We start from the raw sequence: 25,784 nt of genomic DNA, 5'->3' as shown, positions 1-25,784 counted from the left end.
GGGCAGATGCAGCTCGTCATCAACACCCGGGGATCGTTCCTGAAGAAATCCAACAACTGTTTTCTCGTGAAGACCGACGAGAAGACCTTCGAAGTCTCGGCTGACAAGATCGACAGCATTCTCATCACGACATCTGCCACGATTACAACCGACGCGATTCAGTTTGCGGTTGAGAACAATATCGATATTATTTTCCTGGATTACTTCGGCAACCCGTACGGGCGCGTGTGGCACTCAAAGCTCGGCAGCACAACGCTGATCCGCCGCCGCCAGCTTGAAGCCGCAAACGAAGATACCGGGTTTTATCTTGCGCGTGAATGGATCTCACGGAAGATCGAAGACCAGATCGATCTTCTCAAGGATCTGAAGAAGAACAGGCCCGAGCAAAAAGAGGCGTTGGAACAGTACATTGCGAGGATGGAAGTCCTGTTCGAATCCCTGAAAAATATGAAGGGGACGCTCGATAATAAGCGCGGGTCGATTATGGGAATAGAAGGGATGGCTTCGCAGGCATATTTCGATGCGATCAACAGCACCATGCCCGAGGCATGGAAGTTCAAGGGCCGGAGCCGGGACCCGGCACATGACGGGTTCAACTGCCTGCTGAACTACGGGTACGGCGTCCTCTACTCGCAGGTCGAGCGGTCGTGCATCATCGCGGGGCTCGATCCTTATGTCGGATTCCTGCACACGGACAATTACAACAAGCGTTCGTTCGTGTTCGATCTCATCGAATTGTTCCGGGCCCACATCGACAGAACGGTGATCAACCTCTTCATGAAACGACAGGTCAATGAGAAGTATTTCGATCCCATTCCGGGCGGCCTCTATATGAACAAGGAGGGAAAGGCAGTCCTTATCGGAGCCATCAATGAGATGCTCGACAAGGAGATCGATTACCGGGGACGGAACGTGAAGATCCGTAATACGATCCAGATGGAGTGCCACACCATTGCAAACAAATTGATTAAGTAGGTGAAAACGATGACAATGGTCTGGGTGGTGTACGATATTGGAAAAACGACAACACGGAACCATGTTGTCCGTATCTGCCTGAACAAGGGATTGTACCGGGTACAGAAGAGTGTATTCCTCGGGAACCTGAACTCCAATGAACGCGATTCGCTGGCGCTGGAATGCGGGCAGGAGATCGATCCGGAAGTCGATTCCGTGTACGTGTTTCCGATGGATGACAATTCGTTCAAGAAAGTAAAACTGCTCGGCCAGGCTTTCGACAAAAAACTGGTGAGCGACGAACTCCTGACAAAATTTTTCTGATCATGCCGACTGACACTGAAACGATCATTACGATATCGGACGTAATGGAGTACCTCTTCTGTCCCCGTTTCATCTACTACATGCATTGTCTCGATATCCGGCAGCATGAGGAGAAGCGGTTTAAAGTGATGAAGGGCCGGGAAGTACACGAAGAAAAACTGATCCGGAACCCGGATTACCTGCGAAAGAAACTGGGTGTAATAAAAAAGGAGATGAATGTCTTCATTGCGTCAAAGTCGAATCACATCAAAGGGATTGTTGATGAAGTGCTGTTCCTTGATGACGGTACGGCAGCCCCGTTCGAATATAAATTCGCGGAGTTCAAGGACACGATCTTCGAAACGTACAAGTATCAGCTGGTCCTCCATGCGATTATGATCCGGGAGAATTATCAATGCGATGTGAAGAGGGGATTCATTTGTTTTACTCGGAGCAATCATCATATCGAGACGCTTGAGTTTACGGAACAGGATTTCAAGCGGGGGCTTGAGATTATTCAGGAAATTCTTGAGATTATCGACAAAGGATTTTATCCAAACAAAGGGAAATACAAAAACAAGTGCATTGACTGTTGTTACGCGACAATCTGCACCTGATTCTTATCTTTAAATAGGAATCAATAATTCCGCAGGAAGAATTGCCTGTGGGATTTTTAAGTGATTTGGTTGCGATTAAGCGGAAAATACGCGAAATTTCGCGGCCTTCGAACGATTCATCCAAGAGAACAAGGATTGAAACTGATCGCTTCCCACGAGATATCGAACCGGCGCCCGCTTCGAACGATTCATCCAAGAGAACAAGGATTGAAACTCCATACTCCGAAATCGGGGTACAGGACGGAGCGTCTTCGAACGATTCATCCAAGAGAACAAGGATTGAAACAAAGAGGGGGGATTCTATCGTTTCCACCACAGCGCTTCGAACGATTCATCCAAGAGAACAAGGATTGAAACCCGGATCCGGAAATGTTCTTGTGGGGGATGCAGGCTTCGAACGATTCATCCAAGAGAACAAGGATTGAAACTTGGGATCATTCCACCCACACCCCCTTATCAAAGTGCTTCGAACGATTCATCCAAGAGAACAAGGATTGAAACCCCACTCGTGCCCGGCGCCGCCCGGGTTACTTGCTCTTCGAACGATTCATCCAAGAGAACAAGGATTGAAACTTTTCGACAATTGTAAACGATCTAATCATGTTATCCTTCGAACGATTCATCCAAGAGAACAAGGATTGAAACTAATTATGTCGATGCTCCGGGGGCAAACACGGAATCTTCGAACGATTCATCCAAGAGAACAAGGATTGAAACTCATCAGTCACTTCGATCGGGACTACATTGATATCCTTCGAACGATTCATCCAAGAGAACAAGGATTGAAACCATCGTGTTATCTGGTCAGATCACAATGGCCCTATCTTCGAACGATTCATCCAAGAGAACAAGGATTGAAACTCCCATGAGTGAACTGGAAGTATGGTGGCCACTGCTTCGAACGATTCATCCAAGAGAACAAGGATTGAAACTCTGGATTCTCATCTCTCCAGTTAATGCAGCCATCTTCGAACGATTCATCCAAGAGAACAAGGATTGAAACAAATCCTCTTCCGGCATCCACTCAGCGATAGGATCTTCGAACGATTCATCCAAGAGAACAAGGATTGAAACTGTCATCTGCTCCCACTCTGAAGAGATCCGAATGCTTCGAACGATTCATCCAAGAGAACAAGGATTGAAACATGAATCCTCAATCTCATCGCAATCAAGACCCATGCTTCGAACGATTCATCCAAGAGAACAAGGATTGAAACTGGAGAGCAGGCCCTCAGTGACCTTGCCGGTGATCTTCGAACGATTCATCCAAGAGAACAAGGATTGAAACTTTTTACATTCTGGTTAGCGATGTCTTTCTCAAGTCTTCGAACGATTCATCCAAGAGAACAAGGATTGAAACTAAAAGTGATAAATAACTATCCTCGAAAATGATCTTCTTCGAACGATTCATCCAAGAGAACAAGGATTGAAACCCAATTCCACGTATATCACGCAAAAAACAGAGGGATCTTCGAACGATTCATCCAAGAGAACAAGGATTGAAACCGTCCGGGCACCCTGCCGGCATCTTAAAACCGTGCTTCGAACGATTCATCCAAGAGAACAAGGATTGAAACTCGGTTCCGGTGTCGCATCAAGGATTATGATCGCCTTCGAACGATTCATCCAAGAGAACAAGGATTGAAACTCACGAAGGCCGGGAAGGCTACGTTTGATGTCACCTTCGAACGATTCATCCAAGAGAACAAGGATTGAAACCCGCGGTAATCCGGGTTGGTGATCTCAAGGATCGGGCTTCGAACGATTCATCCAAGAGAACAAGGATTGAAACCGATCCGGTAATCAACCCAACCGGAACAGAACTTCTTCGAACGATTCATCCAAGAGAACAAGGATTGAAACTTCACGCGGCAGGCAGGACAATAATGGATCTGCGCTCTTCGAACGATTCATCCAAGAGAACAAGGATTGAAACATGCTTACGAAAAGCAATAAAAAACGTATTATCAGCTTCGAACGATTCATCCAAGAGAACAAGGATTGAAACTTCTCCTGAATCCAATTTGGCACATATCCCGGCGCTTCGAACGATTCATCCAAGAGAACAAGGATTGAAACTCCCTGGTATCGAAAGCACAAGGCGTCCCCTTGGTCTTCGAACGATTCATCCAAGAGAACAAGGATTGAAACTACCGGGCTGATGCCTCCGTAATCGCTGTCATCATCTTCGAACGATTCATCCAAGAGAACAAGGATTGAAACTCTACCCTCAGAAGATATACCAATGACTGAACGCCCTTCGAACGATTCATCCAAGAGAACAAGGATTGAAACCAGACCGGGTGCACGACCGAATGTGCTTCAGCGGCTCTTCGAACGATTCATCCAAGAGAACAAGGATTGAAACTCAGGGACTTCGTCCGGGGCAATAGTTGGGACGGGTCTTCGAACGATTCATCCAAGAGAACAAGGATTGAAACATTTAGCAACAATTTCCTCCACATTTTTGTCCTGTTCTTCGAACGATTCATCCAAGAGAACAAGGATTGAAACACCACACGGATAAGAAAGCCGTCGAGATGGACTTTGCTTCGAACGATTCATCCAAGAGAACAAGGATTGAAACTAAAAGATGTTGTTGAAAGTGGTTTGAAATACCAGACTTCGAACGATTCATCCAAGAGAACAAGGATTGAAACCTCAACTGCCCGAACAGGGACTTCCAACGCTCGGCTTCGAACGATTCATCCAAGAGAACAAGGATTGAAACATATAGAACACACCAAATCTATATCATCATTGGGTCTTCGAACGATTCATCCAAGAGAACAAGGATTGAAACTTCTATATGGGTTTACTTCAAATTCTTCACCACAATCTTCGAACGATTCATCCAAGAGAACAAGGATTGAAACCCACAAACAATCTGGGGGACAAATCCAGTTCAAATCCTTCGAACGATTCATCCAAGAGAACAAGGATTGAAACCGAACCAAACGTTTTCTCTCGGACAGACCGTGACGACTTCGAACGATTCATCCAAGAGAACAAGGATTGAAACAAAGAAGGAGTCCAACCTGACTCATTCTTTTCCCGGTCTTCGAACGATTCATCCAAGAGAACAAGGATTGAAACTCGGAGAAGCCAGTGATGCACACATAGAGAGCACGGCTTCGAACGATTCATCCAAGAGAACAAGGATTGAAACCAAATTCCCCCATCACCACAGTATCTCTCTCATCGTCTTCGAACGATTCATCCAAGAGAACAAGGATTGAAACAAGGATATATGGGAACATATTATTGGTAAAGTTGATCTTCGAACGATTCATCCAAGAGAACAAGGATTGAAACTCGTCTCATCGTTCTCCGAAGACCAATGCATCGTATCTTCGAACGATTCATCCAAGAGAACAAGGATTGAAACATCACGAAGACCATCCGGACCGAGGAATACTTCCCCCTTCGAACGATTCATCCAAGAGAACAAGGATTGAAACGAAATTATTATCAATGTAATGGCAAGGAGAGTTAATCTTCGAACGATTCATCCAAGAGAACAAGGATTGAAACATCATTATCCTCCGTAAGAGATTTATTTTCATATTCTTCGAACGATTCATCCAAGAGAACAAGGATTGAAACCCAACCTCGCGAGCGGAACCGGGAATCAAGCAGTACTTCGAACGATTCATCCAAGAGAACAAGGATTGAAACAGGTCAGGGAGGAACAGGAAGGAGGGGCAAGCGGACTTCGAACGATTCATCCAAGAGAACAAGGATTGAAACACTGGGCCGCGACACCGAAACTCATCCACGAATTCCTTCGAACGATTCATCCAAGAGAACAAGGATTGAAACATATCGACATGGCGCTGGTGACATTATAATGGGATCTTCGAACGATTCATCCAAGAGAACAAGGATTGAAACCCGGTATCAAATTCGACAATAGTTTCCCCGATACGGCTTCGAACGATTCATCCAAGAGAACAAGGATTGAAACTCCAAATTTTCCGAATCCTTTGATCATCGAGGATGCGGCTTCGAACGATTCATCCAAGAGAACAAGGATTGAAACTACGGAGTGTTCCCCCCGTTTGTTGTGCCGTCCCAACCTTCGAACGATTCATCCAAGAGAACAAGGATTGAAACAGACGCCGTCGTGGACTTCGTGAGCGTTGCTCTCCTTCGAACGATTCATCCAAGAGAACAAGGATTGAAACTAATCAGGGAAGAAGCCGATATCGGGAAAGTGGCCTTCGAACGATTCATCCAAGAGAACAAGGATTGAAACAACTTCAGTTTGTCTCCGGTCTCTGGCTCCATGTACTTCGAACGATTCATCCAAGAGAACAAGGATTGAAACGTCTGATATCGACCTTGACACCGAACGATCCGCACTTCGAACGATTCATCCAAGAGAACAAGGATTGAAACTGATCGGCCCCATCTTGACGATCTTCCCGCCTTTCCTTCGAACGATTCATCCAAGAGAACAAGGATTGAAACCTTTTTTCAACCTGCGGTCATAACGGGAACAACATCTTCGAACGATTCATCCAAGAGAACAAGGATTGAAACTTCTGTCTACCAAGATAACGGCAATGCTTTGAGATCTTCGAACGATTCATCCAAGAGAACAAGGATTGAAACCACCTTGTTTTCATCGTCTCACACCACGGGAAATCTTCGAACGATTCATCCAAGAGAACAAGGATTGAAACCAGTCCCTCCCCCCAACAATACTTTCAGAGGGATCTTCGAACGATTCATCCAAGAGAACAAGGATTGAAACGGTACGAACCTCCAGTTCGTCATTGATGGCGGGGGGGCTTCGAACGATTCATCCAAGAGAACAAGGATTGAAACTGCCATAGGCGTTTGTATAGGTCCGGGTGTATTCGGCTTCGAACGATTCATCCAAGAGAACAAGGATTGAAACCGCTTGGTGCAGCACTTAAGGCGGTGCTCTGATGCTCTTCGAACGATTCATCCAAGAGAACAAGGATTGAAACCCGTTCATAGTCAAATACCCTCAATGCTTGCCCGGCTTCGAACGATTCATCCAAGAGAACAAGGATTGAAACTCGTCGCGCGTGATTCTCACGACCTGACCAACAGTCTTCGAACGATTCATCCAAGAGAACAAGGATTGAAACGTCTTAATCTCTTCGAGGAAGAGATTCCTTCTAATCTTCGAACGATTCATCCAAGAGAACAAGGATTGAAACTCCGTACTAAAACATACGATTGTCTTCTTGTTGACGACTTCGAACGATTCATCCAAGAGAACAAGGATTGAAACTCGAACTGTACGTCGAATTGTTTGATGATACCAATCTTCGAACGATTCATCCAAGAGAACAAGGATTGAAACTGCCCGGGATCACAGTGGGAGAGGGTGCGATCGTTCTTCGAACGATTCATCCAAGAGAACAAGGATTGAAACTCCATATATCCCCCGCAACAGCACCGCTAGAGATCACCTTCGAACGATTCATCCAAGAGAACAAGGATTGAAACACGCCACACCGACAAGCGGAACCCTGCCGTTAACCTTCGAACGATTCATCCAAGAGAACAAGGATTGAAACATTGCTGTGAAGACATTGCCGTCGATGACAATCTTCCTTCGAACGATTCATCCAAGAGAACAAGGATTGAAACTCCGCCGGAAGATCAAGGATCCTGATGTTCTGGTGCCTTCGAACGATTCATCCAAGAGAACAAGGATTGAAACAACAGTATCAAGAAGAGGGAAAAAGTCCGTACACCATCTTCGAACGATTCATCCAAGAGAACAAGGATTGAAACTCCCAAATGTTTGAAGTTGCATTCACGTTTGGATCATTCTTCGAACGATTCATCCAAGAGAACAAGGATTGAAACATCTCTTTGGTATCGGAATATATCGGGACTCCCAACTTCGAACGATTCATCCAAGAGAACAAGGATTGAAACACCTCGAGTTCATCATAGGTGATGATTATTTCACCTTCTTCGAACGATTCATCCAAGAGAACAAGGATTGAAACTCTGATCAAGTACCTGATCAAGGGACTCTACACGAAGCTTCGAACGATTCATCCAAGAAAACAAGGATTGGAATACCTAAGCCGTCTCTAGAAGCGTTCTAGCGCGCAGTCTCTCCCGTCATGAAACCTCGGTTGGCAGTGTACCCCTTTTCTAGGATTTTGTCTTCAAAAACCGTGCATGCCCGGAACATCATTGACGGAAAGAATTACGGTGCGGCTGGAAGCTTCTGAGAATTTTTCTGGGGCCCCATGGACGATATGCAGCGAAAGGTAATCGGGTCCGGGCCGGATGCCGGCTTTGGGGAACGGGACCGTTTTGGGTTCGGGTTTGTGAATGTGGTATAGGATAGCCCCTACTCATGAGTCTATAAAAAAATGGTGATGGCAGAGATTCTCATTTCAGGATACCTGCGGACTCCTTTGTAAACGACAATAATCTGGGATCAGGACAGTAAACCTAATACGAACCGGGGTCTCCCTTTTTACCGGAGAGTACGGATCCCATGGTGAGAACAGGAGGAAGAAAAGAAATCCGCCGGCAGGGTGCCGGACGCATTCCCCGCATCCCGGATCTGCGGGCAAACGAGCGGATATTTGCCGATCTCCATGCTGCACTGAAGGAACAGGATTTTTCAAGTATTGAACAGGCAGAGGAATTTGCCCTGGCAATGCTCGCCGCGGGCGGGCCCCCCCGTGCTGTCAGTACCACGCCCCTTGAGAGGGCTCAGGAAATAATGTATGATGCATGGGATGCAACGGGGGAAGAACGAATTCGGCTGGCACTCACGGCCCTTACCCTCTCAAAAGACTGCGCTGATGCCTACGTTCTTCTTGCCGAGGATGTGGCAGATGAAGCGGGGCTTGCGACACGGCTTCTGGAGGATGGCATGCATGCCGGTGAACGTGCGCTGGGTGAACGGATCTTCAGGGAAGAAGCCGGTAATTTCTGGATGCTCCCTGAGACCCGCCCCTACATGCGGGCCCGGTACGGGCTTGCCCTTATCCTCCATTCCTGTGGCGAAACGGCCGCTGCAACCGGGCACTTTTCGGAACTCCTCCGGCTTAACCCGAACGACAACCAGGGGGCCCGGTACGAACTGGCGACCTGCCTGCTGGAACAGTGTGATAACGAAACGCTGGCAAATCTCCTTAAGGAGTATGAAGAGGACGGCTCTGCGGTCTGGCTGTATTCCCGGGCGCTCCTGAAATTCCGGCAGGAGGGCCGGGGCCCGGCAGAGGATGCCTGCCTCATGAGAGCAGTCGATGAGAACCCGTTTGTCCCGCAGTACCTGTTGGGAACAAAGAAGATCCCTGGCCGTCACCCGGAGTATATACGCCGGGGGGAGAGGAGCGAAGCCATTCTCTATGCCCTCGATAACTGCCGTGTCTGGGAGGAGACCCCGGACGCTCTTGGATGGCTGGAGGGGATGGCTTTGTCCCGGTCCCGTAAAGAGAAGCGGCGGTGACGGGGCGGGTTATTTCCGGGAGCCTGATTGTCAATGACTTCCGGTTATTGCAGGTATCCGGGAAAAGCCGTCATCGGCAAGGAGGATTGTGTCTGGCACATCCGGATGAGAGTGAAATCATCATTCCTGAAAGCCAAGGAAATGGTAACCTGCAACGGCCGGACCGGAACGGTGACATGCCCTGATTAAGATGAATGCTGATCGGATCGTCTTTCAGGAAGGGGAGACGTACGTTGTGTACTGCCCGGAGCTGGATCTTTCGATCTGCGGAAATCCGTGTCGCATGCAACGGAGATGATCAGAACAGCTATCCGGTTGTTCCCTGAAGAAGCCGAAAAACCGGGAACCCTTGATGACATCCTTTCTGAAGTCCGCTACACCGTAAACCCCGATGGCCGATAGGTGCCCTGTGAAAAAAAGATTGGTACACATGGGATACAGGGTTCAGGATTCCATAAGATAGTGTTTTGATGATTTAACCCCACCACGACCATATTAATTTCCGAAGGCTTCGAGCGATTCATCCAAGAGAACAAGGATTGAAACTGAATCCCTCCGTGATCCTGATGATGTGAGGAATCCTTCGAACGATTCATCCAAGAGAACAAGTATGGTGTCCGTTAAAAAAAAGAAGCCGACGATTACAATCTTTTATATTTTTTATGAGCCTGTTCGATGGTCAGGATCTCGTTAACGTAGACAATTTTCCCCACGATCTCATAATATGCCGTGAACGTACGACCGATGTGAAGCCGGTATATCTTAACACCATCAGGAAGGTTCAGCAGTTCCTTATCTCCTGCCTTTCCGGGATATGGATCGGTTTCAAGATCCTTGAGGTGCGCCCTGATGATCCTCCGGCTTTTCAGATCGCGATCTGCAAAAAAAGTACTGGCATCGGTATCGATGCGAACGGAATAACTCACGCTTCTAACTCCGCGAGCGATACGTACTGGTTCCTTTTCCTGATTCGTTTTGTCTCCTCAATCAGCAGGTTCTCTGAATTTTTCCGGATGAGTTCATTTATGACGTCATCATAGGTTTGCCCGGGTTTCCTGAGCTGGTGAACCGTCTCCCAGGTGCTGGGGCATACGGGAATTCGTTTTGTTGCGCACTCCGGTGCAGTCATGACCGGATTGTTAGTATTGTACATATTTACAATTTGTGTACCGGGCTGCAATGGGATGTACCGTCGCGGTTGTTCAGGATAATATCCCACTCTTAAAACAGGAACTGGAGAAGATTCTCGCAAAGTATCCGGCGGATAAGGCAGGCGAGCCTGCTCGTATAAAGCGGACTGAATAAGAATCGAAATCCCCCGGTTCCTCCCCCCCAATCCCTATATTCCCGGACAACAGATCTGTTCACATGGCAGTCCACCCCATCGAGGAGCGTTACGGCACAAAAGAGATGCGTGCCGTCTGGAGCGAGCAGAACCGGTTTTCCTGTATCGTGAAAGCCGAAGTTGCGCTGGCAAAGGCCGAGGCCCACCACGGCATGATCCCGGCAGCAGCAGCAGTCGAGATCGAGAGCAAGGCAAAGAACGCCTCGCTCGAACGGGCAAAGGCGATCGAACTGGAGATCAGCCACGACATGATGGCGATCGTCAAATCGATCTCGGAAGTCACGGGCGAGTCCGGGCGCTGGGTGCACTACGGCGCAACCAGCAACGATATGCTCGACACTGCAACCGGCCTCCAGCTCGGCCAGTCGCTCGATCTCATCGATACCAAACTCAGGACCCTTCTCGCGGTCCTCCTCCGGCGGGCAGAAGAGAACAAGACGCTGGTCTGCATTGGCCGGACCCACGGGCAGCAGGGAGTCCCGACGACCTACGGTCTCCGGTTCGCCATCTGGGCAAGCGAGGTTGGCCGGCACATCGAGCGCCTCGAACAGATGCGGCCCCGGGTCGTTGTCGGCCAGATGACCGGCGCGGTCGGCACGCAGGCAGCCCTCGGGCCCAAAGGCATGGAAGTACAGGCCACCATGATGGAATACCTTGGCATGAGTTCGGTGGACGTCTCAAACCAGGTCATCTCCCGCGACCGGTACGCGGAGTACTTCATGTTCTGCGCCAACGTCGCGACAACGCTCGACAAGATCGGCGTCGAGATCCGAAGCCTCCAGCGGACCGAGATCGGCGAGGTCGAGGAAGCGTTCGGCGCAAAGCAGGTCGGCTCCTCTACCATGCCCCACAAGAGGAACCCGATCAAGAGCGAACAGGTCTGCGGGCTTGCCCGGATCATCCGCTCTTCCGTTGAACCGGCGCTCCAGAACAACACCCTCTGGGACGAGCGTGACTTAACGAACTCCTCCTGCGAGCGCGTGATCTTTCCCGAAGCCTCGATCCTCACCGACCACTGTCTCCGGCTCATGGCCGGCGTGCTCGAAGGACTCGTCATCAACAAGGCCGGGATACGGCGGAACCTCGCGTTCCTCCACGGGATCAACATGGTAGAATCGGTCATGATCGAGCTGACAAAGAAGGGCATGAACCGGCAGGACTCCCATGAGCGCATCCGGATGGCCAGCATGCAGGCCCTAGCCGAAGGCCGGCCGCTCGCCGAGATCCTTGCACAAGATCCCGAAGTGGTCCGGTACTGCTCGAAGGCGGACATCGCAGCCCTCCTCGCACCGGACTCCTATACCGGTACTGCAGTACAGCAGGTCGAGCGCGTAATCGAAAAGCTCTCGCCTCTCGCGGTTTGACCCTGTTCCGGGCCAGATTCTCAATCATTTTTACCGGAATGCTTTCCATTGCCATGAGTTGCATGTTCGCAACAATAATATAGTGCATTTATAAACTCGAAACGTTAACATCGTCACTATCCATGGAGCGGAAGATTACAGTAGCCGGTCATTCTATCTCGCATACCGATATTGTCCGCATCTGTGTCATTATCTCGCTCACCCTCTCCTGCATCTTCATCACGTCTATCTCCCTCACCCGGCATGTCGAGACCATCTATGCCCAGCTCTTCTACTTCCCGATCCTGTATGCCGCGTATTTCTACCAGCGCCGCGGTCTCTTCCTTGCCGGCTTCTGTGCCGTGATCTACGAAGTGCTGGCGTATATCAACATCTTCCCGGATACCACCGGGATGATCTATACCACCAGCCAGGCGATCCTCTTTATCTGTATAGCGGCAGTTGTCGCATATTTCACCGAGAAGATCAACAGCAGCGAGACCCGGTTCCGCAGCATCTTCGAGAAATCGCTCCTGGGCATCGTCCTCTTTGACCAGAACACGTTTGCGATCCGGATGGCCAATGATCCGTTTGCCAGCATGCTCGGCTACAGCCGGCAGGAACTCGGCACCATGACCTTTGCCCGGTTCTTCCATACCAAGGAGGAGCAGCGCCGGTTCTTCGAGTTCCTCGGCTCAAGCGAGGATGTCATCCACTTCGAGACCGCGTTCATCTCAAAGAGTGAAAGACCGGTCTGGGTCAACCTCTCGTGGAGCCGGATCGATGAGAACCTGGTCAGCTGCTCGGTCATAGACATCACCCAGCGCAGGCTCGCGGAACAGGCTGCCGTGGAGAACCACCAGCATTACGAGCAGGTCACGGAACATGCCCCGACCGGTATCGTGATCATCCGGGACAACCGGATCGTATATACCAACCCGATCTTCCGTGCCTTCACAGGTTATGACGCAGATGAACTGTATGGCATGGAGATCCGTCTGCTCGTCCATCCCGATGACCAGTCTCAGTTCCCCGCCTTTATGGAGGTTCTCGATTCCCAGCCGTCCCTTCCCGACCGGCTTGTCCTGAGGTTCCGGACAAAGACCGGTGATACCCGGCTTGGCACACTCTTCTTCACCTGGATCACCCGGATGGGCAGCCCCGCGATCCTGGTAAACCTTGTCGATGTCACCGAGCACGAACGACTCAAGGAGACAATGCTGCTGGATAACGAGCGGCGCCGGGGCACCATGAACACCGTTGCCCACGAGCTCAGAGCTCCCCTCCAGCCCCTTATAGGAAACATCAACCTCCTCCTGCAAAATCCGGAGACGTACGGCGTGACGGAAAAGATAAAGGAGATCCTTGCCCAGTGCTCATTGAGCGTTGACCGCGAACAGCAGATCATCGACCAGATGCTTGAACTCTCGGTTCTCGATGCCGGAAAGGTCCCGCTGAAATATATCTCATTTGATCTTCCGGCCCTGTTGCAATCCGTCATCGATGACGGGGATTATGCTTCACGGGCAGACCTGGCAGTCACAGTTCCCGCGGGACTGACCTTTGAAGCCGATGCGAACAGGATCTCCGTGGTGCTCGATGCCATGCTCACCAATGCCGTGAACCTCGCAAAACCCCCAAGGAAGATCCGGATCTCCTATACCTCTGCCCCGGAGGATACCATGCACCGCCTTGCCATCCAGGACAATGGCACGGGGATCTCCAGCGCCAAGCTGGACGAGATCTTCAACCAGTCCCCGGGCAATGGAAACGCCGGCCAATCCGAACGGATCGGCATGTCGCTCTCGATCGCAAAGAAGTACGTGCAGATGCATGGAGGGTTCATCAGCGTAGACTCAACCCTGAATATCGGGAGCACGTTTACCATCCACATCCCGAAACATCCTCAGAATGCGGAGATTAAACCATGAAACAGACAATTCTTATCGTCGAAGATGACCAGCCCAACCTTGATGTAATGGAAATGCTTATCAGGAAACTCGGGTATGAACCGGTCCTGATCTCAAATGGGCTTGAGGCACTTGAATACGTAAACAAGAATCCCCCGTCCCTGATCCTGCTCGATATCATGATGACCCCTATTGACGGGTGGGTCTTCCTGGAACGGTTCAGGAACAACGCGGCTATGAAAAATATCCCGGTGATCATCTTCTCTGCCGCGCCGGAAGTAGAAGAGCGGATGACTCATATACGCGATCCGTGTTTAGGCGTTCTTCACAAACCAGTCTCCCTGAATGAACTCAAAGATGCGATCCTTCGTTTTCTGCCAAAACCATAACTGCTCCTGCCACGAGCCGTACCCTCCTGCAGGGCTACCTTTACCTTTAAGTGTCTGTACACCGACGTCTTTCATACGAGAAACCAGTTTTGGAGCCTGAGTGACCCATGATCTCGATCCTCTATGTCGATGATGAGTCGGCGCTGCTTGAGGTTACCAAAATATATCTCGAAGCAGCAGGTGGCTATGCGGTTGACACCTGCCTGTCTGCACAGGACGCTCTTGCGCGACTCTCGACACGCTCGTATGATATTGTTGTTTCCGACTACCAGATGCCGGAGATGGACGGCCTGGCGTTCCTGATCCGCCTTCGGGAAAACTACCCTACCCTGCCATTCATCCTGTTCACCGGTCGGGGCCGCGAGGAAGTGGCGATTGCAGCGCTCAACTCCGGTGCGGATTTCTACCTCCAGAAAGGCGGTGAACCAAAAAGCCAGTTCGCCGAACTGAAGAACAAGATCCAGCAGGCGGTCATGCGCAGGCGGGCGGAACGTGCTCTCCTGGAATCCGAGGAGCATTTCCGCGGGATCTTCTCGAATGCCCCGGTCGGCATTTTCCATTCCACACCGGAAGGGACACTGGTCGATGTCAACCCGGTCTTTGCCCGGATGTTCGGGTATGATTCGCCGGAAGCGATGATCGATACCGTGAACCATGGTGCCGGCATGGGCGCTGTTCACTATACAGATCCCGCAGACCGGAACGAGATCGTTCGCAGGATAATGGAGACCGAAGGCTGGTCTACGTCCACGATCACGTTCAGGAAACGGGACGGGAGCACATTCATCAGCCTGATGTCGTACCGTTCCTATGCCCGCCCGGACCGGGAAGTACGCGAACTGGAAGGATTTGTTGTTGATATCACCGAGAGCCGGAAAGCGGAGGCCCGGATCACGGCCGTGGAACGGCGTTACCACAATATCTTTGATGCAGCCGGTGATGCGATGCTGGTGCTGGATGGCGATACCGGGACGATCCTTGATGCGAATCCTGCTGCGATCCGGATGTTCGGGTACTCCCGCGAGGAGTTCAGCACCTTAAACCATGCGAATCTCTTTGCGGAACCGGAAACCCCAGGGAGCGGCGAGACGTGCACGATCCAGTTCCAACCCCTTGTCTATTACCGGAAGAAGGACGGGACGGTCTTTGCGGCGGAGATCACAACCAGCAGGTACCCGCAGAAACGCCGCACGATCAGTATCGTGAGTGTCCGTGACATCACCGAGCGGAAGAAGGCGGAAGAGCGGGTGATCGCAGCCCAGCGTCTCTATGCCGTTCTCTCGCAGATCAACCAGACAATTGTCCGTGTGCGCGATCTGGAAACCCTCCTTTCCGATGTCTGCCGGATTGCCGTTGAATACGGGAAATTCCGGATGGTCTGGGTCGGGCTTCTCGACCATGAATCCCACATGATCCGTCCGGTTGCCCATGCGGGTTCGGAAGAGGGGTATCTTGCCGAGGTTGAGATCACTGCATCCGAAGGTGTGGCGGGGGAGAGCCCGGCCGGCCGTGCGATCCGGACGGGAACGTACGATATCTGTAATGATATCACCACCGATCCCCGGATGGATCTCTGGCGGAACGAAGCCCTGAAGAGAGGATACCGGTCCAATGCTTCGTTTCCCATCCACCTCCACGGGGAAGTTGTCGGGGCGATCACCATCTATGCTGCTGAACCTGAGTTCTTCAACGAGGAAGAGATCAAGCTGCTGGATGAGATTGCCATGGATGTCTCGTTCGCCCTTGATATGCTGGATGAACAGGCCCGGCGGACGCATGCCGAGACTGCGCTCGCCGGGAGTGCCGAGCGGGTCCAGTTCCTTGCCGGTATCCTTGAACGCGCCTCCCAGCCGTTTGCCATGGCCGATCCGGACTTCCGCTTCGGCATCGTCAACCCGGCGTTCTGCGAGCTCACCGGGTATCCCGAAGAGGAATTGCTGCACATGTCCCTGCGGGATCTTACCCCCCAAAAATATCATGATACCATGGAGGAAATGTTTCGGGAACTCCAGCGGACCGGCATTCCCCGGAGATACGAGAAGGAATATATCCGGAAGGATGGTTCCTTTGTGCCGGTCGAGGTATTAATCCACCGGGTAACCGATGATGCCGGTAATCTCCGGTATGTATACGCGTTCGCTACGGATATCACCGGACGCCGGCGGGCTGAAGAAGCGCTCAGGGCCGAGCGTGACCAGGCACAGCGGTACCTGGATGTTGCTGGTGTGATGCTGGCCGTAATGGATCGTGAAACCCGGGTAACCCTGATCAACCGGAAAGGTTCCGAGATCCTCGGGTACCCTGAAGAGGAGATCCTCGGGCGGGAATGGGCAGAATCATTCGTGCCGGAGGAATCACGAGAAAAAGTCCAGGGTATCATCAGACAGATGCTGAACGGGGAAGTTGATCCCTTTGAATACAACGAGAACCTGCTGCTGACAAAGTCGGGCGAACAGCGGCTTGTCGCATTCCACAATACCCTGCTTACTGCACCGTCGGGAGAGATCCTCGGGCTCCTCTTCTCCGGGCAGGACATCACGCACCAGAGACAGGTCGAGGATGCGCTGCGGGAAAGCGAGGAGCGGTTCCGGAACCTGATCCAGAACTCGTCCGATATGATCCGCATCCTTGACCGCGACACCCGGATCCTCTACAGTTCCCCCTCCACCCTGCGGATCGTGGGGTATGATCCGGCTGATGTCATCGGGAAGGTTCCGCTTGACTTCGTGCACCCGGATGATCAGGAACTCGTGAAAGGCGCCATAGGAAAGGTGATCGACCGGACCAACAGAGGGATCGCGACGGAATACCGGATCCGCCATGCGGACGGCCACTATGTTGACGTGGAATCGGTCTCCCTCAACCTGCTCGATGTTCCGGCGATCCGCGGCCTGGTAACAACGACCCGGCCGATCACCGAGCGCAGGAAAGCAGAGCAGGCGCTCAAAGAGAGCGAGGCGAGATACCGGAGCATCTTTGATGCATCGGCCGACGCGATCCTTCTCGTGAATGGCAGGATTCTGGACTGTAACCCTGAGGCGGAGCGGATGTTCGGGTATACCCGGAACGAACTCCTTGACCTCCCTCCCGAATCGCTCTCGCCCCCGGTCCAGCCGGATGGCAGGGACTCCCGGGATGTGTTTTCAGGGTTCATGCATGCAGCACGGGAGGGTGTTCCCCAGTTCTTTGCGTGGGTGAACAAGAAGAAGGATGGTTCTCCCCTCGAGACTGAAGTGTCGGTACGGGCAGCCGGTTCTGCCGGGGAATCCCGCTTGATCATCCTGATCCATGATGTGACCGGTCTCAACCAGGCAACCAGCCAGACCCGCAGGCTCGCCGCGTTCCCTCTCCGGAATCCCGAGCCGGTGATCGAATGTACTGCCGCAAAGGAGATCACGTATGTAAACCCGGCAACCTCTGTTGTGCTGGAACGCTGCGGCCTGCCGGAGAACCCGGCAGCCTTCCTCCCGGAGGATATGGACCAGATCATCTCTGCCCTGACGGGGACGGGGGCTGGCGCGATCTCCCGGGACGTCCTCGTTGGCACCGGTGTGTTCCGGGTCACCATCGTGGCAGCACCGGATGACCCGGTGCTGCGGATCTATGCCCATGATATCACGGAACAGGCCCACGCGATCAGGGCCCTTGAGGAGGTGATCAGGAAACTGAACCTGCTCTCCAGTATCACGAGGCACGACATCAAGAACCGGCTCACCGGTGTCTTCGGGTACCTTGAACTGACCCGGGGGATGATCCAGGATCCGGCAACGCTCAACTATCTCAAACAGGTCGAGAAGAGCGCCGACCTGATCCGGCAGCAGATCGAGTTCACCAAGGAGTATGAGAATCTCGGGGTGAAACAACCCGGATGGCAGAACGTGTCGTCCCTGATCGAGACAGGTACGCGGGATCTTGCATCCGAAAATGTGGAAGTTGTCAATGAGGCCGGGCGGCTCTTTGTCTATGCCGACGCAATGCTCCAGCGGGTGATCTACAATCTCATGGAAAATTCCCTCCAGCACGGCGGGCATGTCAGCCGGATCCGGTTTTCGATCCGAAAGAGCCCTGATCACTGCATCCTTTCCTGCGAGGATGACGGCGAAGGGATACCTGAAAGCGAGAAGGAGACGATCTTCAACCGCACGGCAAAGGTGCGGGCCGGCATCGGCCTCTTCCTCTCCCGGGAGATCCTGATCATCACCGGGATCACCATTGCCGAGAACGGTGAACCCGGGAAAGGGGCACGGTTCGAGCTCACCATCCCGCGGGGGAAATACCGGCTGGAGCCGCCGGCGTGATCCCTCCAGGGATCTGATACTTTTTTAGCGTGCCATCGGCGGATTTGCCCCTGACGGATCCTTGTTATCCTGTGCAATTGCCGAGAGGATAACCGCGAGGATGACAATGCATCCGGCCGCCAGGATCGCGACATCGAATCCCTCAACAAGGATGCCCATCGGGATATCCGCAGCCGGGGTTTTCGGATCGAATCCCTTGCTGCTGACGACCGTGAACACCGCTATCGTCCCCATCAGTGCGATTCCCATGGTCTCCCCGACATTTTTCATCGTGGTCATGATGCTGGATCCGGTGCCCTCCTCGTCCTTTTTACTCTGCCCGAGGATCTGGTTCATGTTGGGCGGGAAGAAGATCCCCATGGCAATGCCCATACAGAGCAGGGTGAACACGATAAAGATAAGGCCGGTGTCCTGGGAATACATGCTGATCAGGAATAATGTCGCTACGGTAAAGAGCGCCGATACCGCAGCAAGGATGCGGGAACCGAACCAGTCGGAGAGGGAGCCGGAGAGGGGGCCAAAGATCATGAGGGCAACGGACGGGATGGCGAGGAGGAGACCGGCAAACGCGGACGAGTAGCCCTTCACCCCCTCAAAAAAGAAGGGGAGCAGGAACTGGACTCCTGCCAGTGCCAGCATCATGATCGCGGCTGCGATGCTGGCTGCAAGGAAATTCCTGTTCCGGAACAGCTCGAAGTCACAGAGCGGGTCCCGGCAATGGGTCTCCCGTACGATAAAGAGGATCCAGAGCACCGCGGAGATGCCAAAACTCCCGAGGATGGCAGGGGAGGCCCAGCCGAGCGTCAGCCCCTCGTTGACGGGCCAGAGGAATGTTGCAAGGGCAAAGAAGAAGAGAATGGCCCCGGGATAATCGAACCGTTCCGGTTTTCTGGTAATCCGGTCTGCGGGGAGATATTTCAGGCCCGTTATGATGGCGACAATCCCGATCGGGACGTTGATGAAGAAGATCCACTGCCAGCTTACATATTCCGTGAGAAGCCCGCCGATGATTGGTCCTGCGGCAATCCCGAGGGAAATTACGGTTGCGAGGATGCCAAGATCTCTGCCCCGGGTCTCTTTTTTGAGGTAGATGACCACCATGGCCGGTCCGATCGCTTCGAGTGCTGCGGCCCCGATGCCCTGGATGAACCGGAACCCGATGAGGGTCTCGATGCTCGTGGCGTAGCCGCAGAGGAGCGACCCTAACGTGAACACGGTAAACCCCCCGATGAAGATCTTCCTGAATCCTTTCATGTCGCCGAGTTTCCCGAACACCAGGAGAAACCCGCTTAAAACGAGGAGGTAACTCATGGTCACCCAGGAGATCGTATTCATGGGGACATGGAATGATTCGGCGATTGCCGGGAGGGAGATATTCACGATGGTAGAATCGAGCGATGCCATGAAGGAGGAGAGTGCGAGGATGAAGAGAACGAGTTTCTGTTCCTTTTCGGTCAGGGGCTCGCGGAGTTCCATATCATTTCTTCAGAATTTCCCTATAATATGGATTTGGGTTTGTATCCGCTGCCAGCCCACCGGCTATTGCCCGCGATCATTCTCCGGCACAGGAACGCAATGGGAAACCGGCGTACAGCCAATCTCGTTCGATCCTTGTCATTAAGGGGATCGGTAAAAAAAAGACGGGGACGGGAAGCAGCTTTACCGGATACTCTGCTTACGGTCGGCCACCCGCTCAAGGTACTCGCGGCAGGAGAGCGGCATATTCCGGGCATTCCCGATGAAACTGTCGATCAGTGCACCCTGCTGGCGGCTCCACTCCTCGTTGGGCACCCCTTTCACCCAGGCAGCATACCGGCGGACAAATGCCAGGCGGTCATCATCATGCATTTTCCGGTCAAACGCCAATTCCATATTCGTCACCCCTGACGCCAAACAGATCCAGTGCCCTGGTCATGGCAGCGGTATCGAGATCATCGCGGAAGATCTCCCAGAGATAGAGGGCATCCTCGATATCTTTCCGCCCACCGAGGAAGAGGTTGTAGGCGATCTGGATATCGATGGGTGAGATACAGAGATCCCCGCCCGGCAGTTCGAGTTCGAGATGATCCTTAAGGACAAGGCGGTCGACATCGTCTTTTATGAACTTCATCTCGATATTGGGGATGATCTGGCCGGCCCTGGCAATACGGATCGGCCGGTTCCGCTCCAGCATCTCGGACAGCCCGTCTGCATCCTCTTCATTGAGGAATGCGAATCCTCCCTTCACGAGGGCCCGGTGCAGATGCGCAAAATCCTCTGGTGTAAGCCGGGGGATGAGGACATCCACGTCCTCGGTTCCCCGGGAACGCCCGAAGAGTATGGCAACAAACCCGCTGACAATCACGTACGGGGTTTCCTGCCCGAGTATCCGGACAAAGTCCTGAACAAACCGATCCAGCAGCGTGATGTACTTGCCGCTGACCACGATTCTTTTGTCTGAGCACCGGACATCCATGTGATCAGCCTTCTTTAGTCTCTTCCGGCAGATGAGGATGTCGATGGAACTACGATAGGAAAAAAAGGGATCAGATATACCGGGCTTTCAGCGAAAGCTTCCGGGGGGTATAGAGAGGCCGGAACGGTTTTCCTTCCGTGTCCTTCTTCACTGCCGCAACCAGGGCGTCAGTGGTCATCTGCTCCTTGTGCGGCTTGTTGGGCTGCGACTTCTTCCTGATGGTGACGGTCAGCTTCTTTGATGCCATCTCGTCGTCACCCACAACGATGACATAGGGCACCCAGTCCATGCCGGCCTCGCGGACCTTCTTGCCCACACTCTCCTCGCGGTCATCGAGATCGCACCGGATCTGGGCGGCGTTGATCGCATTGCAGACCTCTTCGGCAAAGGGCTGGTGGCGCTCGGCAACCGGGACGACGCGGACCTGCGATGGCGAGAGCCAGCAGGGGAGGGCCGGGACTTCCTGCGTGGAGATATTCTCGAGGATTGCGCACATCACGCGCTCGATACTGCCCGTGGGGGAGCAGTGGAGGATGGGCGGGTGGACGGGGGTGCCGTCTTCCTTGTGGTACTTGATGTTGAACCGGGTCGAGCTCTCGACATCGATCTGGACCGTGGGGTTCTCGATCGGGCGGAGCTGGCCGTCGATTGCGGCGAGGTCGATCTTTGCCTCCCAGTAGTGGACGCGCTCGGAGAGGATCTCGATGAGCATCGGGCAGTCGGACTCTTTGACGATCTTCCTGACCCATGCCTCGTGCTCGTCATAGAATGCCTTCGTGCACCGGAATGCGGCAACGAGTTTGGTCTCGAAGTCCTTGCCGGTCTGCCAGCCGATGGCGAGCTGCTCCTCGAAGCACTTTAATGCCTGCGGCATGTCAAGGCAGAGCGAGTGCATGTCGGGCATCGTGAAACACCGGAGGCGCTTTAAGCCGATGACCTCACCCTTCTGCTCGTGGCGGAAGGAGTAGGTGGAGAGCTCGTACATCTTCATCGGCAGGTGGTTGGGCGAGATGTGCATGTCGCGCATGATGGAGAACATGCCAAAACATGCCGCGAACCGGAGCATCATATCCCGGTTGTTGGACTTGAAACGGTACTGGCGCTCGCCGAACTTTGCGGCGTGCTCGCAGATTGCGCTGTCGCCAAGGTCGTACATGACCGGGGTCTCGACCGGGGTGCCGCCATATTCAAGGACGATACGGAGCACGTAGTCGGCGAGCAGGTCGCGGACGAGTTTGCCCTTGGGCATCCAGCGGAGGCAGCCGACATCGCTTGCGGGCTCGTAGTCTACGAGCTCCTTTGAGCGCATCAGGTCGACATGTGCCGGGTCGCCACCGACCGGGACGGCAACGCCCAGTTCCTTCTTGACAAGGCAGCCGAACGGGGTGTCGTCGAGATATTCCTTGTAGTCGTGCCTCTTCCCGTCAGGGGTCATCACGAACCAGTCGTGGGTAACCTCTTTCTTCGTGGGTTTGACAACGGTTGTCTCACCGGGAATAATGGTCCTGGAGAGTTCCGAGAGCGGGTGGCCCTTGCAGGAGAGCTTGAACGATTTATACCAGCCGAACGGTGCGCGCTTGACGGCAAACCCTTCGGATTCTAGCCCGGTCTTAAGCGCGTTGAGCACCGTTATTGCGGTCTTAGGCGATGAGAGGTCGCTTGAGAGGTGGGCGTACGGGTAGAGCATGACCTTTTTGACGTCGACCTGCCCGGCGGTCTTCTTGATCTCCTCAATCCCCTGGAGGATGACACCTTCAAGATCCTCTTCATCGATCGATTCCACGGCGCAGAAAACAGTGAGGGCTTCGGTCTCCTTATCCGAGAGGACCGAACATTCCTCTGCCATCTTTGTCTTCTTTTTAGCTTCGTATTCTATGTAATCTGAATGAATGAGAAGAAGTCGCATTGATTCATCTCCGATCTTGCATGATCATCCGTATAAAATGGGTTTTCTTGGTATATTATAGTGGGTAATCCGGGAGCCGGGGAAAGAGACGGGAACTGGATTCGCGGCACCCGGATTGGATTCCCTAGTCTCAATCAAATTATCCCTGTTTACGGTTCCCGTGGTACCGCGAGAGCGTTGCCTGCCGCTGGTCCAGGTATTTTGCATCTGCCTTCTTATCGTAGGGGAACTCCGCCCGCTCGGTGGTATAGAAGACCAGCTGGCCGATGGGCATCCCCGCGTATACCTTCACCGGGCGGGAGTTCACGTTCGCCATCTCCAGCGTGATTGTTCCCCGGAACCCGGCATCGATCCATCCGCCGGTCTGGTGGAGGGTGACGCCGAGCCGGGCAATGCTGGACTTGCCCTCGATGGTGGCGACGATGTTGTCAGGGAGACTTATGCACTCCAGTGTCTCGGCAAGGACGAACTGCCCCGGGTTCAGGACAAAGGAATCCGCGTGGGTCTCATCAACATCGGCGGTCACGGTCGCCTTTTCGTACGGGTCAATAATTTCAGTACCGGGCTTGTACCAGACAAAATGGTTGCCGAGCCGGATATCTACCGAGTTGGGCTGCACGAGCTTCGGGTCGTAGGGATCGATTTTGATATGGCCCCGGGCGATGCGGTCGCGGAGCTGCCAGTCAACGAGAATCATCGGCTTTATTATGGGTGCTGAAGGGAGATAAGAAGATCATCAGGCCGCTCGCGGGATTAAAAAAAGCAGATGAATTTTCACGTTACCGCTTTTTACCGGCCCGGTTTTCCGTGTGGTCGCGTTATCCCGCCGTGGGCCGGTCATCGTATGCCGTTTGGCAATTGCCGGTACATGAACGTGCCGAGTATCGAAAACTAGATTGTGCACGCACCAGGTGCACAATTATACTTTGAATTCCTTGTAAAAAATGTGCGGCAGAGTTCGCTTGAAATTTTCCCGGCAAGGTCTGCTCAAAATTTTTCAATCAAAGTCCGGTTGAAATTTTTTTGGTAAAGTCCGGTTGATCGGCACGCGGCTTTCAGGCAGGGGCTGAGGGGTCGATTGAAAATTTCCGGGTAAGGGTTGATTTTTTTTTCAACCAGGGTCTGTTCAATTATTTCCGGCTCCGAGCCCCCCCTCTGAAACCCGGGGGGCTGGCCGGGTCTCGCGTGACGGCCCAGTTTTGAGCCGGCGATCGCATGCCGTTTGGCAATTGCTGGGACAGGAACGGGCAATGGGATGGGCACTTACCGGGGATTTTGGGAGAGTTAGCAATCGTGGAAAAGGCTGGTGAAACATGAGACGAATTCATTGGAATTATTTGAACGAGGTCCCACGGGATGTGACTGGGATAATGGTGAGACCCCGGAATACCTTTATGGCATTCACTCCGGGTTTTGAGTTCACGCAAATATATGATTTCTGTCCGCATCCTCAAACTGCCAGTTCGATTATTGGGACAGAGAGCCTAAATATTTTTTAATCGATCGCTTATTGTGGACAGCCGGAGGCTGTCCCGGAAAAGTGAAAGGACGGGGTCACCAAGCGACAAAACTGTGTTGAACCCGGTCCCGCCCGTAGGCATGTGATTATTATCTTCTCCTCCTATGAAGATTTTCCCGTGCCTTTCGAGCGTAGCGTATGGAAAAACTAAGGAGATGGAAACAAATGAAACGTTTGAAATTGATCACCATGCTGCTGGCACTTTTAGTGGCAGCGATGGTAATGGTACCGATGGTGAGTGCGGCGGATGATAATCGGGTTGCAGTGGATGTGAGCAAATTCAGTACTCCACAATTGAACATTGATAATTCACAAGAGATAGTGAACATTAATGCCGAGTTAAGTCCTGTCAAAGGCGATAATGTGTACACAATCCCTGAAGGATCAATCATTGATCATTCGGAAGAAGGAATTACTCGGGTTTTTGATTCATTCGGTAGGCAGATCATAGTTATGGACGATGCTAGGTCATCCATGGTTTCGACCCCGAATGGAATGAAGCCATCAACCCATGTTCATGAAGTACCCTCAGGGTCGATGATTACCTTCGACGGGGAAAGAACAACATACGTGACAAATGGCAACAGATTACTGTTAACCGTTATCGATAACAGCCAGAAAAAAACACCGGTGCCCGGATTGCCCGACCATTGGATTGAATCTGCTCAAATGGCATCTCAACAAAATATCGGCCGGTTTTCTGCAAACTGGAATGTTCCATCGGAACCACCAACAGAGGGATCTCAGGTAATTTATTTATTCAACAGCCTTCGCAATTCAGAAAAAATTATTCAACCGGTTTTAACTTGGGGAAGAGATTCGGTACAATCCTGGAGAGGCGCCGGTTGGGCTGTATCAAGCAGTGATGAATACCATTCAACGTTGATAAATGTCAATGTAGGAGATACTATCACCGGACTCATGAGTTATAATAGTGGGGCATGGTCAATTACGTTCTCAGACACAACAACCGGGGGCGCTACCGCACTCGGCATAAGTGGCTATCTACCCAACACGAATATTTACCCGGATGTTGTTCTTGAATGTTACAATACTCTTGGAGATGCGAAGCTTCCAGGTACGACAACATTCTCGAGCTTTGTATTACAGAACCCATCTGGTTCTTCAATTACAAAATCAGTAACGGCGGACTATCGGGATTACTGGATTAATCTCTACGGATTGACGAAGAGTACAAGTGGTCTTAATGTGATCTCATCCTATCCCTATAACTCAGTCACACTGCATACGGCCAACCCATAATTTTAAATTTTTTATTT

The 25,784-nt window shown here is 52.3% G+C and carries 16 protein-coding genes and 1 CRISPR repeat array; of the genes, 9 read left to right on the top strand and 7 right to left on the bottom strand.

Translation table 11 applies throughout. From position 1 onward, the window contains the following. The first annotated feature begins 6 nt into the window (after window positions 1–6). The 4 genes from cas1 to LUQ43_RS09720 all read left to right on the top strand — a co-directional run bounded on the left by cas1 (window position 7) and on the right by LUQ43_RS09720 (window position 9,339). Entirely contained in the window at window positions 7–975 is a 969-nt protein-coding gene (gene cas1 / locus LUQ43_RS09735; RefSeq protein ID WP_299966866.1) for a CRISPR-associated endonuclease Cas1, read from the top strand. Window positions 976–984: 9 nt separating this feature from the next. Next, complete coding sequence (cas2, locus tag LUQ43_RS09730; protein ID WP_299966864.1) at window positions 985–1,278, top strand: CRISPR-associated endonuclease Cas2; 294 nt, start codon at window positions 985–987, stop codon at window positions 1,276–1,278. Between the two features lie 2 nt (window positions 1,279–1,280). After that, a complete protein-coding gene (gene cas4, locus LUQ43_RS09725; RefSeq protein WP_299966862.1) occupies window positions 1,281–1,874 on the top strand; it encodes a CRISPR-associated protein Cas4 in 594 nt (197 codons plus the stop codon). A gap of 105 nt (window positions 1,875–1,979) precedes the next feature. Further along, a CRISPR array of direct repeats spans window positions 1,980–7,947; the repeat unit is 37 nt; unit sequence CTTCGAACGATTCATCCAAGAGAACAAGGATTGAAAC. Between the two features lie 429 nt (window positions 7,948–8,376). After that, on the top strand, window positions 8,377–9,339 hold the full coding sequence (locus tag LUQ43_RS09720; RefSeq protein WP_299966860.1) for a hypothetical protein: 963 nt from the start codon (window positions 8,377–8,379) through the stop codon (window positions 9,337–9,339). Between the two features lie 641 nt (window positions 9,340–9,980). Here the strand turns inward: LUQ43_RS09720 and LUQ43_RS09715 are convergent. Together LUQ43_RS09715 and LUQ43_RS09710 are read right to left on the bottom strand one after the other, a co-directional pair. Beyond that, window positions 9,981–10,265, bottom strand: coding sequence for a hypothetical protein (locus LUQ43_RS09715; protein WP_299966858.1), 285 nt, complete (start codon window positions 10,263–10,265; stop codon window positions 9,981–9,983). Further along, the gene (locus tag LUQ43_RS09710) at window positions 10,262–10,468 is read right to left on the bottom strand and encodes a hypothetical protein (RefSeq protein ID WP_299966856.1); all 207 of its coding nucleotides are present in this window, start codon (window positions 10,466–10,468) and stop codon (window positions 10,262–10,264) included. Before LUQ43_RS09710 ends, LUQ43_RS09715 begins: the two co-directional genes overlap by 4 nt. A gap of 239 nt (window positions 10,469–10,707) precedes the next feature. Between LUQ43_RS09710 and purB the strand changes: the two genes are divergently transcribed. The 4 genes from purB (at window position 10,708) to LUQ43_RS09690 (ending at window position 18,624) form a co-directional block, all read left to right on the top strand. Continuing rightward, window positions 10,708–12,048, top strand: a complete 1,341-nt coding sequence (gene purB / locus LUQ43_RS09705; protein WP_299966854.1) for an adenylosuccinate lyase — start codon at window positions 10,708–10,710, stop codon at window positions 12,046–12,048. A 122-nt stretch (window positions 12,049–12,170) separates the two neighbouring features. Next, complete coding sequence (locus tag LUQ43_RS09700) at window positions 12,171–13,958, top strand: PAS domain-containing sensor histidine kinase (RefSeq protein WP_299966852.1); 1,788 nt, start codon at window positions 12,171–12,173, stop codon at window positions 13,956–13,958. Beyond that, on the top strand, window positions 13,955–14,326 hold the full coding sequence (locus LUQ43_RS09695; protein ID WP_299966850.1) for a response regulator: 372 nt from the start codon (window positions 13,955–13,957) through the stop codon (window positions 14,324–14,326). The genes LUQ43_RS09700 and LUQ43_RS09695 overlap by 4 nt, the downstream gene beginning before the upstream one ends. 107 nt (window positions 14,327–14,433) lie before the next feature. After that, on the top strand, window positions 14,434–18,624 hold the full coding sequence (locus LUQ43_RS09690; RefSeq protein ID WP_299966847.1) for a PAS domain S-box protein: 4,191 nt from the start codon (window positions 14,434–14,436) through the stop codon (window positions 18,622–18,624). A 24-nt stretch (window positions 18,625–18,648) separates the two neighbouring features. Here LUQ43_RS09690 and LUQ43_RS09685 read toward each other — a convergent pair whose 3' ends face one another. From LUQ43_RS09685 to dcd, 5 genes are all read right to left on the bottom strand, one after another. Beyond that, entirely contained in the window at window positions 18,649–20,100 is a 1,452-nt protein-coding gene (locus LUQ43_RS09685; RefSeq protein ID WP_299966844.1) for an MFS transporter, read from the bottom strand. A 183-nt stretch (window positions 20,101–20,283) separates the two neighbouring features. Beyond that, complete coding sequence (locus LUQ43_RS09680; RefSeq protein ID WP_299966841.1) at window positions 20,284–20,496, bottom strand: hypothetical protein; 213 nt, start codon at window positions 20,494–20,496, stop codon at window positions 20,284–20,286. Beyond that, complete coding sequence (locus LUQ43_RS09675) at window positions 20,480–21,079, bottom strand: hypothetical protein (RefSeq protein WP_299966838.1); 600 nt, start codon at window positions 21,077–21,079, stop codon at window positions 20,480–20,482. Before LUQ43_RS09675 ends, LUQ43_RS09680 begins: the two co-directional genes overlap by 17 nt. 70 nt (window positions 21,080–21,149) lie before the next feature. After that, entirely contained in the window at window positions 21,150–22,985 is a 1,836-nt protein-coding gene (locus LUQ43_RS09670) for a threonine--tRNA ligase (RefSeq protein ID WP_299966835.1), read from the bottom strand. Window positions 22,986–23,124: 139 nt separating this feature from the next. Further along, the gene (dcd, locus tag LUQ43_RS09665; RefSeq protein ID WP_299966831.1) at window positions 23,125–23,682 is read right to left on the bottom strand and encodes a dCTP deaminase; all 558 of its coding nucleotides are present in this window, start codon (window positions 23,680–23,682) and stop codon (window positions 23,125–23,127) included. A gap of 987 nt (window positions 23,683–24,669) precedes the next feature. On the opposite strand from dcd, the gene LUQ43_RS09660 reads away from it, so the two are divergent. Continuing rightward, window positions 24,670–25,767 carry a hypothetical protein gene (locus LUQ43_RS09660; RefSeq protein WP_299966829.1) on the top strand — a complete coding sequence of 366 codons (1,098 nt, stop codon included), beginning with the start codon at window positions 24,670–24,672 and terminating at the stop codon, window positions 25,765–25,767. The last annotated feature ends 17 nt before the right edge of the window (window positions 25,768–25,784 follow it).

The sequence above is a fragment of the Methanoregula sp. genome, assembly GCF_028679125.1.
Taxonomy (GTDB): Archaea; Halobacteriota; Methanomicrobia; order Methanomicrobiales; family Methanospirillaceae; genus Methanoregula.
The sequence above is the reverse complement of the archived record's forward strand: the minus strand, read 5'-3'. Positions and strand labels throughout refer to the sequence as shown.

Excerpts from the sequence above, each read along its gene's own strand:
- LUQ43_RS09685 (WP_299966844.1), bottom strand. The coding sequence starts at position 20,100 with ATGGAACTCCGCGAGCCCCTGACCGAAAAGGAACAGAAACTCGTTCTC.
- purB (WP_299966854.1), top strand. The coding sequence starts at position 10,708 with ATGGCAGTCCACCCCATCGAGGAGCGTTACGGCACAAAAGAGATGCGT.
- LUQ43_RS09700 (WP_299966852.1), top strand. The coding sequence starts at position 12,171 with ATGGAGCGGAAGATTACAGTAGCCGGTCATTCTATCTCGCATACCGAT.
- LUQ43_RS09710 (WP_299966856.1), bottom strand. The coding sequence starts at position 10,468 with ATGACTGCACCGGAGTGCGCAACAAAACGAATTCCCGTATGCCCCAGC.
- LUQ43_RS09720 (WP_299966860.1), top strand. The coding sequence starts at position 8,377 with ATGGTGAGAACAGGAGGAAGAAAAGAAATCCGCCGGCAGGGTGCCGGA.
- cas2 (WP_299966864.1), top strand. The coding sequence starts at position 985 with ATGACAATGGTCTGGGTGGTGTACGATATTGGAAAAACGACAACACGG.
- LUQ43_RS09695 (WP_299966850.1), top strand. The coding sequence starts at position 13,955 with ATGAAACAGACAATTCTTATCGTCGAAGATGACCAGCCCAACCTTGAT.
- cas4 (WP_299966862.1), top strand. The coding sequence starts at position 1,281 with ATGCCGACTGACACTGAAACGATCATTACGATATCGGACGTAATGGAG.
- LUQ43_RS09675 (WP_299966838.1), bottom strand. The coding sequence starts at position 21,079 with ATGGATGTCCGGTGCTCAGACAAAAGAATCGTGGTCAGCGGCAAGTAC.
- LUQ43_RS09680 (WP_299966841.1), bottom strand. The coding sequence starts at position 20,496 with ATGGAATTGGCGTTTGACCGGAAAATGCATGATGATGACCGCCTGGCA.
- LUQ43_RS09670 (WP_299966835.1), bottom strand. The coding sequence starts at position 22,985 with ATGCGACTTCTTCTCATTCATTCAGATTACATAGAATACGAAGCTAAA.
- LUQ43_RS09690 (WP_299966847.1), top strand. The coding sequence starts at position 14,434 with ATGATCTCGATCCTCTATGTCGATGATGAGTCGGCGCTGCTTGAGGTT.
- cas1 (WP_299966866.1), top strand. The coding sequence starts at position 7 with ATGCAGCTCGTCATCAACACCCGGGGATCGTTCCTGAAGAAATCCAAC.
- dcd (WP_299966831.1), bottom strand. The coding sequence starts at position 23,682 with ATGATTCTCGTTGACTGGCAGCTCCGCGACCGCATCGCCCGGGGCCAT.
- LUQ43_RS09660 (WP_299966829.1), top strand. The coding sequence starts at position 24,670 with ATGAAACGTTTGAAATTGATCACCATGCTGCTGGCACTTTTAGTGGCA.